At 64.7% G+C, this 13,811-nt stretch carries 11 protein-coding genes; 2 read left to right on the top strand and 9 right to left on the bottom strand.

Annotated elements, in window-relative coordinates; all coding sequences use genetic code 11:
* Positions 1–106 precede the first annotated feature (106 nt).
* From HPY44_01945 to HPY44_01935, 3 genes are all read right to left on the bottom strand, one after another.
* Positions 107–970, bottom strand: a complete 864-nt coding sequence (locus HPY44_01945) for a hypothetical protein (protein NSW54751.1) — start codon at positions 968–970, stop codon at positions 107–109.
* On the bottom strand, positions 967–1,650 hold the full coding sequence (gene lptC, locus HPY44_01940; protein NSW54750.1) for an LPS export ABC transporter periplasmic protein LptC: 684 nt from the start codon (positions 1,648–1,650) through the stop codon (positions 967–969). The genes HPY44_01945 and lptC overlap by 4 nt, the downstream gene beginning before the upstream one ends.
* 164 nt (positions 1,651–1,814) lie before the next feature.
* Positions 1,815–2,423, bottom strand: a complete 609-nt coding sequence (locus HPY44_01935; GenBank protein NSW54749.1) for a carboxypeptidase regulatory-like domain-containing protein — start codon at positions 2,421–2,423, stop codon at positions 1,815–1,817.
* Between the two features lie 283 nt (positions 2,424–2,706).
* Here HPY44_01935 and HPY44_01930 point away from each other — a divergent pair, with 283 nt between their 5' ends.
* Complete coding sequence (locus tag HPY44_01930; GenBank protein NSW54748.1) at positions 2,707–3,252, top strand: hypothetical protein; 546 nt, start codon at positions 2,707–2,709, stop codon at positions 3,250–3,252.
* A 1-nt stretch (position 3,253) separates the two neighbouring features.
* Here the strand turns inward: HPY44_01930 and HPY44_01925 are convergent, their stop codons facing one another.
* The 6 genes from HPY44_01925 to HPY44_01900 all read right to left on the bottom strand — a co-directional run bounded on the left by HPY44_01925 (position 3,254) and on the right by HPY44_01900 (position 10,110).
* The gene (locus HPY44_01925) at positions 3,254–4,366 is read right to left on the bottom strand and encodes a hypothetical protein (protein ID NSW54747.1); all 1,113 of its coding nucleotides are present in this window, start codon (positions 4,364–4,366) and stop codon (positions 3,254–3,256) included.
* Positions 4,367–4,375: 9 nt separating this feature from the next.
* On the bottom strand, positions 4,376–5,437 hold the full coding sequence (locus HPY44_01920) for a hypothetical protein (protein ID NSW54746.1): 1,062 nt from the start codon (positions 5,435–5,437) through the stop codon (positions 4,376–4,378).
* A gap of 14 nt (positions 5,438–5,451) precedes the next feature.
* The gene (locus HPY44_01915) at positions 5,452–6,243 is read right to left on the bottom strand and encodes a helix-turn-helix domain-containing protein (GenBank protein NSW54745.1); all 792 of its coding nucleotides are present in this window, start codon (positions 6,241–6,243) and stop codon (positions 5,452–5,454) included.
* Positions 6,244–6,297: 54 nt separating this feature from the next.
* Entirely contained in the window at positions 6,298–7,455 is a 1,158-nt protein-coding gene (locus HPY44_01910; protein NSW54744.1) for a tetratricopeptide repeat protein, read from the bottom strand.
* Positions 7,452–9,131 carry a zinc-ribbon domain-containing protein gene (locus tag HPY44_01905; protein NSW54743.1) on the bottom strand — a complete coding sequence of 560 codons (1,680 nt, stop codon included), beginning with the start codon at positions 9,129–9,131 and terminating at the stop codon, positions 7,452–7,454. Before HPY44_01905 ends, HPY44_01910 begins: the two co-directional genes overlap by 4 nt.
* Before the next feature lie 289 nt (positions 9,132–9,420).
* Positions 9,421–10,110 (bottom strand): DUF1559 domain-containing protein, encoded by a 690-nt coding sequence (locus HPY44_01900; protein NSW54742.1) that lies wholly within the window; start codon positions 10,108–10,110, stop codon positions 9,421–9,423.
* A gap of 250 nt (positions 10,111–10,360) precedes the next feature.
* Between HPY44_01900 and HPY44_01895 the strand changes: the two genes are divergently transcribed.
* Complete coding sequence (locus tag HPY44_01895) at positions 10,361–13,807, top strand: beta-galactosidase (GenBank protein ID NSW54741.1); 3,447 nt, start codon at positions 10,361–10,363, stop codon at positions 13,805–13,807.
* Positions 13,808–13,811: the final 4 nt, after the last annotated feature.

The following is a 13,811-nucleotide window of genomic DNA, read 5'->3' as shown; positions in this document are numbered from 1 at the left end:
ACGCAAGGGCAGAAAACCTGGCGTGTCCTCCGCCCGGAATCACTCGGGGCCCGACGACCACCGCCGAGCCCCGTTTCGTTCCCGCTGATCGGCAACCGCTCGCCGGTTATCCGTTCTCGCCTTCGGGAGCTGCTGGCGGTGGGGCGGGCGTGGGAGCCTCCTCAGGCTTGCCCGCTTCCCCGCCCTGCTCTTCGTCCTTGTTGTCAATGAAGAACCCCGTGATGTTTCCCGTCTCCATCCAATCATCTGCGGTGCTGATGGTCGCCCCGTCGGTGGTGAACTCGCTGCCATTGTCCAACTGAATACGTACGGGCGGACTGAGAACCACAATCTCCTTCTCGAGATCGTAGTCCGCTTTCGGGGAGAAGACCGTCTTATCCTCCTGGACGCCCTTCAGGTTACCCGTGGCGATTGCGCGGCGCTTGCCCTCGGTGTAGGTATACTCCACCAGATCGCACACCAGCGTTGTGATCCGGGTCTTCTCCTCTCCTTCTTCCCCCTCTTTCGGCTTCACTTTCTCGGTGGTGACGATCTTGACGCTGCCCTCCACCCGTGCGACTTCCGCATCAAAATCCACGTAGATGTGGGCCCCGGTGATGACGCTGTCTTCGTCCACGATCTTCAGGTCCCCTGCGCAGGCCGCTGTGTCGTCGGTCTCGTTGTAGACCGCCTCATTGCAGGTGAGCTTCATCTCGTCATCCTGGAACTCAATGGGCCCTTTGGAGTTGGTCTTGTCCCGGTAGAGGTAGAACATCTTGCGGGCGCTGTCGTACCGGGCGCGGTCGGCGTGGTTGATACGGACCTTCTTCTGTTTCTTCGCTTCGGTTTGGTCGCGGGGGGCCAGCTTCTTCGGGGTGCCGACTTCCGTGGACAGGCCGGCGTTCCCCTGCGCCCAGGCGCCGGCGCAAGCCGCTGCGAGAATTGCCAGCGCCCAGTACGTCGCCGCCACGTAGCCTCGGGCGCGTCTCATGGATTGCTCCACTCCTTTAGGATCTGCCTGCCTTCCTCGGGGTTGATGACCATCTGGATATCTCGTAGATCAACGTTACCGGTCTTCACGTCATACACCAGCGAGTGCCCCACCACGCGGTTGTCCCCGGAATACATGCGAACCTGGTTCGGGCAGGCCACCTGGTCGGTCTGCAGCGCGTAGACCAGGCCGGTGGTCGCAATCACGATGTTCTTCGCCTTCATGCTCACCGCGCCAGGGCAGTCGATCTTCTGCACATCATTCCGCCAGGTGGCTCGTTCGGTGCGGATCACGAAACCTTTCGGGCTAGTGACGACCACCTGGCCGCTGACTTCGAAGTCCCGGCGCTGAGTGTCGCCCTTCACCTGCTTGGCAGTGATGCGCAACACAGGCTTGCCATTGCTATCGTAGATCAGCCCTTCGCGCAGGCCCTGCACCGCCACATTACCGCCGCCCGTCTGAAGTTCAAGACGATCCAGGAGCACCTTCCAGGCCAGCTTACCATTCTCGATGTGCTGCAGTTCCGGCGACTTGATGACCGCCCCGGCGCCGCGTTCCGCGCTGGGAGGGAGATCGGCCGGCCGGTCGCGGCGCGTCAGTGCCCGGACCGCCAGGAAAGAGAGCGCCCCTGCGACCACCAGCACCGATATTCCGATGAGGATGCGCTGAGTATTTTTCACCCTGAACCGGATTCGCCGCCCGGGCGGATCTTGGCGCAACACGGGGTGTGTCCCCGCAAGCGCGCAATACGCCGTAATGCTAGCATAGACTGAAAAGGCGACCCGCTGGTTCCCAGGGCCGCCTCTTGGTCACGGATTCGTGGCTCTTGAACGTCAGACTTCTACTACAGAGCAGGGGGCGTGGGCGGTGAGACGCTGAGCCCCAGCACCACCGACGTCGTCTGGTCGGCTGTTACGGTGATGTTCGCCCGCGCGATTTTCGCTGAGAACTGCGCGGTAACCGCAGTGGCACCGGGAGCCACATTATAGATGGCGAACTGTCCATTGGGTTTGCTCACTGCGGTCTTCCCGCCCGCCACAATGGTACCGCCGGCAACGGTGCCTGCATTGTCGCGCAACTCCCCCACAATGTGTCCCTGCCCGGGAATGGGCACCGGAGGAACGTACACGGTGCCGATATTGGTGCCGCCCCTGTTGACGGTTATCGGCACGGTCACCGTCTGGTACCCGGAGAGCGCGATCACTAGCTGCCGGGTGCCGACCGGCACGTTCTCGACGGTGAAGAACCCGTTCGGGCCGGTGGGGGCGGATGTGCGGGAATCCACCCGGGCTACTGCGCCCGACAGGCCGGCAAGGCTGCTGTCGTCCTGAATAGTCCCGGTCACGTCGGCGGTGGCAACGTCACCGCCACCCCCGCCACAACCGGACAGACAGAGGGCTGCGAATACCACGGACACGAGCGCACCAGTGATTGCCAGTTTGCTGACAGACACGATGAACCTCCCGCGGCAGGTGGCGACCGCGTTGGTTTGTGAGGACTGGTCGAAGTGTACCAGAAATGAACAAGCCCCTCAATAGCCCCGGCAAAAAACGGGCGACAGAAAGCGCTGTTCAGCCTTGAGACGGCCTCCCCGGCACTCTTGTTCCGCACTCGCTGCCCGTTAGCCTCCTCCGACAAGACAAAGACAAGGGCTGCCAAAGGACCCGACAATGCCCAATTCGCTACCGTCTCGCCGTCGCAAGCAATTCCCGTAGGCCACAATGGAGGCCGCACCGATGAACAAGTCTCGCGACGCGGACAGACGTGCCCGGCAGGATTCCGAACTCGAGGAGAAAGCGGACCGTCTACTCGTAGATAGCCTGAAGACCTTGGGCCGTGGCGAGTATCCTTTCTACAGCCGGAGCTATCTGCGGCGGCTTGCCACCGCGGACGAGCGTTCTCTCGTGGATGACGAGGGCGAGCACCCATCCCAGCAGATGCCCGGAGCGGGGATCATCTGGCGCATCGCGCGCAAGGCCGAATTGTCTCCTCTGGAGACCGACCTTCTGCGCCTTGCAGCCACCGGCCATACCACCGCCGACAGCGCGCGGGTCCTGGGAATCACCCCCGCAAGAGCCCGGAACGGCCTGCGCCGGGCCGTTGTGAAGCTTCAGGCCCATGCGGCGGACGTCGAGCTTCCCGTGGACAGCCAGATTGGAGCAGTGTGGGTCGAGGAGCAGAACCGCCGGGGGCGGGTGACGGAGAGTCACTGCAGACCGGGGCAGGAATTGTGTCGAAAGACTGGGCTGTGCCAAAGACGCTGGTACTTGCGGGAAGGGTGAATCAGTCCGGTCTGCGAACCACGAACAGGTCCAGGGCTCCCAGCGGCTGGCTCATCTGCTGGTCACTCCACAAGGGGTGCGGGAACGGCCCCTCCGGGGCAAGCTCGTCCACCGCCAGCACAAAGGGCAGGGCGATCCCCTGGGCCCGTCGCAGGTCCAGGGCGATGGCCAGTTCGTACAGTGCCGCGCCCTCCATCGACCCGCAATGGACCACCGCTGCCCCGCCAGTTTCCAGCGGGGCGAACAGTTCATCCCATTCGGATACCGACAGCATGCAGCGCCCGGCCGGTAGACGCAGGGGCACCAGTCCGCCATAGCTTTCCGCGAGCGCGGCGCGGATCTCGTCGAATTGCTCGTCGGGAAGCTGTATGAACACTTTCGGCTCCACATATTCGTGTCCGAGGGCGAGCTCGCTCTTCACCAGAGCAACCGCCTGCTGGGCGGACAAGACCATCGAGTTGCCCAGCACAAACTGCTCGAAGGAAAGCGCGGATCGGATTTCCTGGAGGATGTTCGGGTCGCCGGTGCAGAAAAAGTTGGCGCACTTTCCGGGTTTCCAGCGGCCGAGCGTGCAGCCGTGGCGGGCCGAGTGGAACAGGCAGCGGGGTGGGGCGATGCGCCGTCCACGGAATCTGAAGCTCGAGCCCTCTTTCGCGAAGTTCGCCAGGGCCGAGTGACCTCCTGGGAATGCCGCGATGGCGCGCAGGACAAGGGCGCGGATTCCCGCGAACTTCAGCATCTCATCGAGGCTCTCGGGGGTGGCGTCCCACGGGCCCGAGATGAAGGTGATAAAATCCTCCCACTGCCGGATCAGTGAATCAAGGTGGTCGCGCTGCTGCTCGTCGCCGAGATTGGCGGCCTTGAGCAGATTCCCCACTGCTTTCAGCGTCTCCAGGTCGGCGGTGAGTACCTCGGCACGCTCGCGCAGCCCTTCGCGCACAGCGCTGGCCCGTCCCGGCTCCAGCGCCATCCCCTTGATCAGCCGCAGGGCATCATGACTGCCGACCATGGTGCCCTGGTGGCAGCAACTATCCCCACACGCGCCGCAGACGCGCTGGACGATCTCTCGCACTCTGGCTTCGCACTCGGTCGCCCGCGTTGACAGCTCGTCCATAGGGCTCACTCAGGCCTCGAAAATGGCGACAGGTTCGATCCCCTCGGCAAGGTCTGCGATTCCGCTCCAACCCGGCTCATCGCCGAGGTGCAGGAACCCATCACGGACCGCACCGGGAAGTGCGCGGCGCAAGGCTTCCAGCGCAGATGGGGTGATGCGCAGCGGGTAGACTTCTGGCCGCGCGAAAGAGATATGCATCGCCGCGAGAACCGACGCTGGTGTAGACCCAGGCAACACGCTCATGCGCAGGCCACGCATGCCCACCATCACGGAGAGAGAGAGTGCGCCAGTCGGCCCGCCTACCGAGTCCAGGCGGGGAGTGATGATGTCCGCACACGCGCCCTCGATCGGGCGCACAAATCGTTTGTAGCCGATAGTCTGTGAGCCGCAGGCGGTGGCTGACGCGATCCGCTCCCGTATCTGCGCCATTTCGCGCCACTGGCCGTCGGGCAGCAGGCCCTCGACCCAGTACGGGTCGAGACGATCGAGAATCTGCCCCCACGCAACGGCCTCGTCCACATCGGCAGCGGGTGTCGGACACTGCAGAAGCAAGAGAGCCTGGGGTCCGAGGCTGCCTCGCAGCTTGCTCACACGTGCCACGGCGGCATCATCTCGCGGGTCGACGGTAAGCGCGAAAATGCGCACACCCTCGGCGTGGGCCGCCTTCGCATCCTCGACCTGGGTCCCGCAGTCCAGGCAAATCTCCAGCGCTGAGCGGGTTCGGCCGCCCATCACTGCGACGCACGGAAGCCCGACGGATGCGCACCAGGCATCCCATATAGCGGCATCCAGCGCTGACAAGCAGGCGGACATTACGTCCGGCGGGCCTTCCCAGTCCCCCGCCGCACCACACATCGCCTGCCAGATCGCGGTTCGGTTGGCTGAAGGCCGCCCGAGCACCTGAACGGCGAGTTCCTCCACGACTTCGGAGACCTCGTCCAAAGGCGCGTCACACGCTTCTCCCACGCCGGAAGCGCCGGCACCCGTCTGAACGCGCACAAGATATGCCGGGGCGTCGGTGCCGGTCGGAAAAGGCACGACCTGGATACAGTCGATCGAAGGGGCGTTCATTGGCGTATCGGGGCTCAGATTTCGCCCCGCTGCTGGCGCTCCATGAAGTCGAGAATGTCGGAGAGATTGAACCGGCGCTGGTTCCCCGGGGTGCGGAAACAGCGCAACAGGCCGCGGTCCGTGTACCGGCGCACCGTAGTACGGCACACGCCCAGCAATACCGCGGCCTCATGCAGGTTGAGAGTGGGGTCCAGGAGACGCTGAACCAGTTCATCCCGGCGCTCACGGGGACTGGAGGCGGCTTTTTCGGAGACTTCCTGGCGCGCCTCAATGTCCAGCGGCAGCTGTGCCTGGCGCGCGAGCACCTGCTCCAGGCGGTCACGCAAGCTCTGTACGGGCACATCAAGGCGCTCCACCACCGCTCGCACATCATCGCGGGGCGGTGCGGGCTCCACCTGCTCTGGCGCAGGCGGCTCAGCCGCCACGGTGGGCGCTTCCATTTCCTCGTTCTCCGCTTCATCGTCCGACGCAGGCTCGGGTGCCTCGTCCTGGTCCGCGAGCACGTCTTCGGGCCAAGGCGTCATCGCGTCTTCCGAATCTGCCGCAACATTGGCGTGGGGGACTTCGGCGGCATCCTCCCCGGCCGCGTCCGTCGCGGAACTATCGGTTTCCCAGGTCGCAGCAACCTCCGTCGGCCAGGGCTCCTGTTCCAGAGCCACCTCGGCGTGGTCGTCTTCGCCCAGGCCCAGCACGGCGTCCAGGGACGCCTCTTCGTCGAACAGGCGGTCATCCTGCTCCGACAGGCCGTCCTGTCCGAACCGTCGGGTACGCCGGTCGCGCTTGCGCATCCAGTCATGTTTCAGCATGGCGTGAGCACCATCCCGCGGATGTTACCAGGGCTCGGAGATCGGGTGGCGAACTCAGCCCTCGGGACTTGCTGCTCCCTGGTCCACGGTCTTTTTCGCCAGGTCTGCATCCTGTCGCCGGTCCAGCGCGTCCTGCGCCAGCACCGCGTCGCCGGTGTCCAGGTACGAAACGGCATTGACCAGCGTCTCACAAATCAGGCTGTATAGAAGCCGCCGCTGGGCATGAAGCGCGGCCATGGCTTTGGGCGCATGGACGGAATCGATGAATGCGTTGATCTCATTGCATTCGGCCAGCGCCTCTGTGGCCCGAAGGTAGACTTCCTCGCGCTCCATTGCGGGGTCTTTATTGTCCAGATAGTCCTGGAATGGCCGCCACTGGTCATCGAACAGCTTCCAGATGGCCCGGTCGGTCGCAAGAGCCACCCGGCCGTATGACTCCGGGGTGAGAATTACGCCTTCCGCCACCGCGGCGCGGTAGTAGCCCACCGCAACCCCATAGTCTTCGAGTTTGACGCTGATATCCCCCACCTTCATGAGAGCGGCCAGCCGGGTCTTGCCCGTGTCCATCCTGGCGACCTGCTGGTAGTCCACCCGGGCCTGCTCATACTGCCCGACATATTCCCGGGCGCTCGCCAGGGCGAAAAGCACGTTCACGTCATCGGGGATTGCTTTACGCGCATCCAACAGCACCTCGATGGCGTTCTGGAGCCGCTCGCGTTCCTGCAGGAGACGCGCCAGCTTCAGGTACGCCCCCGCCTGCCCCGGTGCCGATGCGATGGCCTGCCGATACAGGTCGGCCGATTCCAGCCACAATCCCCTGCTCTCCTGGATCGCCGCGAGCCGCAGGCAGGCCTCCACCAGAGCCGGGTCCTGGTGCAGCGCGCCGCGCAGTTGCTGCTCCTCCGCAGCCAGGTCCTGCTTTGCAGCGTAAACGCGCGCTTTGAGGAGGTGAACCTTGGCCGCAGGCAGGCCGCGAGCATACGCGCCGTCAACCACCAGCAGTGCCCGATCGTACTCGCCTTTCGCCAAGGCACCCACAACGGCCGTTTCCGTCTCTGTGAAAAGGGCAATCGCCGGGTCCTGTGCCTCAACCGCCGGAGCCCCTTCAGCGTCGGCTTCGCCAACGGCAGCCGGAGCATCGGGCTGCGCAATCACGGGCCCGCACAGGATGGCCGCAAGCAACAGGGATGACACGTGCAACTGGATCCTCATTGAGATGCATCCAGGGCATCGAGAGATCGCTGGCAACTGTCAATGGCACTGCGGCTGGAAGCGGCTCTGGCGGGATTGGCTGCTGCCTCGCGAGCGTAGCCCTCGATGGCGGCCTTGTAGAGCAAGCGGGCCTGCTGGCTGTTGCCCGATGCCTGGGCGCGCTGCGCCTGGGCCCTCAAAGCCGATGCTGTGGAGCCTGACGCCCCGTTGCCTGCGGAAGACCCGCCCTGCTGAGACGGAGTCACTCCCGCCAGGCGCTGCACCTGGGCCGAAGTAGCAACGGGCGCACTTCGCGTCTGGGCCGGCTGGCGGGTGGCCGCACTGGTTGAGGGTCCGTGGTAGTTGCGCGGCTGGACGTGAGCTCCGTTGGTCTCATCTCGCTGGGTGGGCATGACTGAGCCGGTGTACCCGCCGCCTTGCCTTGCGCGCGGCTGATACTGAAGTCCGGAAGCGCCGCCATTATTGCCGCCGTTACCGGCGCGAGCGGTCAGGCGACCTGCTGTCCCTCCAACGCCGGAGCTCGACTGGGTTTTGGGGGCGAACCGGGGGCCGCCGCTTCCATCGCTGTCCATGGCGCTGCCCGAGCGAGTCGTCACCGTCGCGCCGGTTCGGCTGTTGACGGACCAGCGCTCGCGCTGGGACAGAGAAGGCCCCTGGTAACCCTGGCCCTGAGTTGGAGCCTGTCCCCCGCCCCGGTTCCCGCTCACAGGCGCCGGCGAGTCATCCCCCACCCAGATACGCACCTTACCCCGGGATTCCTGGGGCAAGGGCTCAGGTTCACTTGCGGTGGGCGGCCCGATAGCCGATGGCGCCGGTATGGAGGGTGTGGGTGTGGTCGCCGGCTCAGGCGCTGGGGTGGTCAGCGGGCCCGTGCCCTGGGGCTTGCTGTCAACGGTGGGTGGCGGCAGGGGGATCGGCTCCACCGAGGCAGTGCGCGATCGCCCGCCACCTCCGCTGTTCGATTGGCCCTGCTGATAGGCGTTGGGCTTCTGCTGGGCCGTCTGGTCCTGGATCGTCGCACCGATCGGTGTCGTCGGGATCACGCCGCCGCCTGTCTTGAGGGATTCCACGCCCTCACCGGTGGCCGCGGGTTGCCCGACCTGGGGGCTCGTTTCCTGCAAGAGGAAGCCGCCGGACTGACCTTCGTCAAGGGCGGCAGTGTCGTCAGCGCGGTCTCGCGCGCCGGCCGAGATGATCAGCCCGCCCACGAGCAGCACCACCAGCGCGGCACCCACGGCGATGAGCGCGGGCATGTAGCGCCGCAGCCGGTTCTCTTCTTCGGGGATTGCCGGTCCGGCCTCACGCCGCACAAGCGCCCGCATGCGGTCGGCTTTCTCGCGCTCCGCCGTGCGCTCCGGGGCGAGCCGGATGACCGCCTCGTACTCCGCAAGCGCCGCGGCGTAGTTTCCGCGGTCCTCTTCGATCATCCCGAGAAGCGCCCGGGCGGATACGAGCTCCGGATCGATGTCCAAAGCAGCGTGGCAGGCTTCGGCCGCGTCATCCAACTGGTTGGCGGCGTACAGTTCGGCGGCCTCATCCACAAGCCGGCTCGGATCCACCTGGCGGGGAGACTCCAGGGGGCCAAGGCCTCTCGGCGCCGAGAACTGGGTGCCGCAGCGTATGCAGAATGTGCTGTTATCAGCGTTCTGTGCGCCGCAATCCGGACACTCGATCATCTCATCCGTCCCCGATGCCCGCGCGGTTGTGGCTTCGCGAGGCCTGATCCGTTCGGGCCAGGTTCAACTCTGTGTTCATTCTCGGCCCAAACTTCTACAGAATGCAGTATACACTCCGCAAGAACCGAGCGCAAGAAACTCGCGGGCGCGTTCCCCGAAGTCCCGGCCCGGTTCTCTTGGATACAGAACGCCCAGATGTGCCTGCGGTTTCTTTGGTCGGAGTCAACAGCGCCCGGAACCTGCCTCCAGGTTCCGGGCGCCATGCCGCGCGTGGTCGGCCGGTGGTCGGTTAGTCGTTCTCGGTGATGGTCCACATACCTTTGGCCGGCCCGCCGAGGGTACACGGCTCCATTCCGCCGTATCCCTGCCACTTGACGTGACCGTCGCAGTATAGGACGTTGGCGCCCTCATTGTGACGCAGGCTGTAGGGCAGATTCCCTGAGGTCTGGGTCCCATCGGAGGGCCAAACGCCCGGGGGAGAAGCCACGACGCAGTGACTGTCGGCCACGAGAAGCGTGGTTGATGGCGCCGGAATGTCCGACTCCTTCCGGCCGCTGGGAACGGGCCAGGGGTTGAGACGGCTGGTGTCACCGTAGTTTGGGCCATACCCGCCGCGCAGGCGGTAGTAGGTGCCGGCGCAGGCGCAATTCGTGGCGCCCTGGATACCCACGGCAGCAGTGGCTTGCAGGGTGTTGTATGACGGGCAGACCCAGATCTGGGTATTCTTGATGTACGGCTGGAGCAAGCCGGGGACCCAGACGGTGCCCATGGCCGATCCAATCGAGTTCGGAGCGATCCTCTCGTCGTAGTCCTGGGAGTACATGGCATAGGCCAGACCGATCTGCTTCAGGTTCGACTGACAGCTGGACTGTCGCGCCTTCTCTCGAGCCCTGGCGAAAACGGGGAAGAGGATTGCCGCAAGGATCGCGATGATCGCGATGACAACCAACAACTCAATCAAAGTGAATCCACGCCTCATGCAGTTCGCCCTCCGAATAGCTGCCTTCTGGCAACTTGTCGGACCGGTGGCGCTGAAGCGCCGCTTGCAGGTCCGTGACTCTCGTTGACAAATCTACGGGCCAAAAGGTTCATCTCCAAAAGTTATATTACTGTGGACTTTGATGGTGACTTTCGCACGAGTGTGTCGGTGGAGAGCGCTGGCAGGAGATGCAGGGAGAACGGGCGAATCTCCTCGATGCTGGCTAAGACACGCGATCGGAGCTAATACCATGGTCCGCTACGTCCGCCTTCTGATGGTCACATTCGCCATCTTCATTCCATCCGTTGTTTTCCCCGCTCCGCCGCCCATGGCCACCTGGTACGACTTCGAGGACCCGGCCGACCTCGGGCACAGTGTTGGGATGACGGTCTGGCCCGCTGTAGTAACCGGGCACACCAGCGCAGGCGGTGTCCTGAGCCTGCCCGGCACCGGTGGAAACGGGCTCTATCTCCCCAATCCCGTCTCGTTCTTCGGACACCAGGTCACCGCAGGCACCATCGCCATGCGCGCGAAAGCTGGATTTGACCCCGGCGCGGACAAGACCACCCGGGTCCTCATCGACTTCATGAAACAGACCGGGAATACCCAGGTGGACGGATACGAAATCGCCATCTACCTGCACGAGGGCAAGCTCAAGGCCAAGCCCTGGCTCACCGGAGTGATGGAGATCGACAACCCGCTCAGCCAGGAGAAGTGGGTCCACGTGTGCATGACCTGGGACAGCGCACAGGGTGCCACGCTTTACCTCGACGGCAAGAAGGTGGGTGAGCGAAACGGGGCCTTTGCCCCGACGGAACTCGAGGCCGGCTGGCCCGGTCGAGTAGGCTGCCACACGCCCGGCGGCGGCTTCCCATTCTGGGGGCAGATTGATGACTTGCAGCTGTTCAACACGCGCCTCACCGCGGACGAAGTGGCGCGGATAGCCGTGGTCACCAGCGCCCCCGAGCTCTCGGCGACCATCGCCCACCCCCGGGCGCTGGACATTCGGAACAATGGGCAAGCGCCGGCAACGATCACGGTCCAGCGCTGGGAGCCCGGTAAGAGCGCGCCTGCACCCTTGTACGGGCCGATGCCCATCGGATTCGAGACAGAGGGGTTCATCGCGGGTGCGGTGCCGTCTACAGTCATCGACGAGGGCATTCGCCTCTTCCCCGGCGAGCAGCAGCGTGTTCGCCTGCCCCGTGAGGAGGGCTATCTGCAGGCCTGGGCCCTGCGAGTGCTTGCCGGAACCGGCCCGCTCATGCGCGAGGCCCGGGCGAACCTTCCTCAACGGAGCGGCCTGCGGGTTGAACCGGCCCATCCCCACCCCGTGATCTACCTGTCAGGAAGGCCGCTGGTAATCGATCTGCGTGCGGCCAATGGCCTGGGACGCAGCTTCAGCGGCGACCTGCGGGCCGAAGTCGAGCACCCCGACGGCATGCTCTTGGGGAGCGCACAGACACGGCTCGAACTGGCCGACGGAGCGGATGTGACGCTGGCGTTGCCGACGGGATGTTGCCTGGAGCCCGGCAGCTACCGCGTGACCCTCACTGCCACCGAAGAGGGCCGTCTCACGGTGCTCAATCGCTTCCGCCTGCACACCTCGGATGGCGAGGACTGCCGGACTATGTGCGATGTCGCGGCCGCATACACATCGGCGATGGACGACGAGTCCTGGCTGATCCCTATGGAGCGCGATGGCGTGAACGTCCTGCGCATGGCCGGGGCGGGGAATGCCTACCAGTTCGACAAGATCATGTCCGCCACACTCGCCCACGGGTTCAAGGCTTGGAATGGTCCGGCGATCTCATACCGCTCAGTGTGCGCAGATCCGGCGAAACTGGCCCGGATGAAGCACAATGCCCGGGTTTTCGGCGAGTACATGCGTCACAACCCCGCCGTGGTGGCCCAGACCATCGCTGGCGAAGGGCTGTCCTACCCGCCCTGCTACTGCGAGGCCTGCACCGAGGCCTTCCGCGACCACCTGCGGGCGCGGTTCGGGTCGCTGGCGACGCTCAATGCCGCATGGGGATCGAACTACACAAAGTGGGAGCAGGTGGAGCAGCTGGGCAGTCCAGCAGATGTGGACGAGGCCGCCGAGCGCCTGAAAATCATGAAGGTAGCGATGGAGTTGCCCTCGGACAACACCGCCCGCTGGCGCAGGCTGTTCGAGCTGGACCGACCCCGGGCCCTGTGCTGGAAGCGGTGGCATGATGCGGTGCTGGTGGACTGGTACGCGGGTTTCGCCGAGAGCTTCCACGAAACCAACGAGCACCAGGTGGATGTCTGCGAGCAGCCCTGCTGGCCCAATTTCGAGACCCACGTGCTGTTCAGCCTGGGCGAGATCGCAGACCTGGGCGGCATGGACCTGTACCTGCCGGGCGAGATGCCCACCACATTGGGCTACGCGGCGGAACTGTTCCTGAACTTCGACATGAACGCCTCTATCTTCGCTTCACGGGGCAAGCCACTGATGGTGCATGAGCTCTACGTGCAGGACAATTCGCCGGAGCTTCTCCCCGAGGCCCAGGGTTGGTGGCTGCTGGGACGCGGCTACCCGCTCATGACCTACTTCACCTACAACTACTACTATGAGGGCATACGCGCCAATCTCCCACTGGTCTTCGGGCTGTTCGACAAGGACCGCAAGCCCTACCCCACCTACCCTTCCTTCAAGCGGTTCAGTGCGGACATCAAGACCTTCGACCAGCAGTATGATTACCACTCGCTGGAGCCCCGGGAGACACCCGTCGCTCTCTTCATGGGCGACGATGTGTCCCTGGCGAATAACCTGGAGACCGGTGGGGCAACCTGGGAAGCAGCGGGCGTGCTGGGGCACAATGGCGCGTACTGGCTGACGGAACGCAACGGCCTGCCGGTAGACTGCGTCAATGACGAGGGCCTCGACCGACTCAGGGGCAAGCGGGTTCTGATAGTCCCCTGGTGCCACGTGATCCGTGACAGTTCCCTGGAGAAGATCGCCCGGTTCGCTCGCTCCGGCGGCACGGTCATCGTAGACGGTCCGCTGGGGCTGTTCGACGAGAACTACCGACCCTACACCCATTTGCCCGGCGGCGGCGAAAAGCGCTGGGGGCTGGCGTTCGACGCCTTCGAGCCCACTGCAACCACCATCCCGTGCGCTTCCGGTGAACCCGCACCCGCCCGGGGCGTCGTCAGGAACCTGCGCACCGGGCGCGGGGAAATCATCCACCGCGACGAGAACGGTGGTCCGGCGGTGGTTCGGGTCCCCCTGGGCAGGGGTCAGGTCTACTGGTTCCTGTCAGCGATAGGGCCCACCCACCGGTCGCGAGTGCCGGGCATCGCCGGCATGAACCTGTGGCTGGAGGCCCTGCGGGGCGCTGGCGTGAAGCCCCAGTGGACGTTCGCAGCGACATCAGAGCAGGATGCCACGGGGGAAAGTCGCCAGGAATCGCTCTTCGACGTGAGTATGCGAACCCGGAATGGCAATGAGTTGTTTGTCTTTGCGGTAAGCTTCTTCGGGCCGAGCCAGGGCACGCTGGAGCTCGGTGTTCCGAGGGGTTCCTATAAGGCCTTCGACGCGATGACAGGCGAAGAGATCGCGGTGCAATCACGAGACGGTGCACTGCGAATGCCCATTGACCTGCCCTCCTTCGGCAGCCAGGTCATCCGCATCGTCGCAGGGAGCGGCAGGCCCTTCGCCTCGGGGCGCTGGTAGACAG

The sequence above is a fragment of the Armatimonadota bacterium genome (genome assembly GCA_013314775.1).
GTDB lineage: Bacteria > Armatimonadota > Zipacnadia > Zipacnadales > JABUFB01 > JABUFB01.
This window is presented reverse-complemented; position numbering and strand designations above follow the sequence as displayed.

Bases quoted from the DNA above. Each gene is read 5' to 3' on its own strand.
- HPY44_01945 (NSW54751.1), bottom strand. From the start codon at position 970: ATGAGACGCGCCCGAGGCTACGTGGCGGCGACGTACTGGGCGCTGGCA.
- HPY44_01930 (NSW54748.1), top strand. From the start codon at position 2,707: ATGAACAAGTCTCGCGACGCGGACAGACGTGCCCGGCAGGATTCCGAA.
- HPY44_01925 (NSW54747.1), bottom strand. From the start codon at position 4,366: ATGGACGAGCTGTCAACGCGGGCGACCGAGTGCGAAGCCAGAGTGCGA.
- HPY44_01920 (NSW54746.1), bottom strand. From the start codon at position 5,437: ATGAACGCCCCTTCGATCGACTGTATCCAGGTCGTGCCTTTTCCGACC.
- HPY44_01915 (NSW54745.1), bottom strand. From the start codon at position 6,243: ATGCTGAAACATGACTGGATGCGCAAGCGCGACCGGCGTACCCGACGG.
- HPY44_01910 (NSW54744.1), bottom strand. From the start codon at position 7,455: ATGAGGATCCAGTTGCACGTGTCATCCCTGTTGCTTGCGGCCATCCTG.
- HPY44_01905 (NSW54743.1), bottom strand. From the start codon at position 9,131: ATGATCGAGTGTCCGGATTGCGGCGCACAGAACGCTGATAACAGCACA.
- HPY44_01900 (NSW54742.1), bottom strand. From the start codon at position 10,110: ATGAGGCGTGGATTCACTTTGATTGAGTTGTTGGTTGTCATCGCGATC.
- HPY44_01895 (NSW54741.1), top strand. From the start codon at position 10,361: ATGGTCCGCTACGTCCGCCTTCTGATGGTCACATTCGCCATCTTCATT.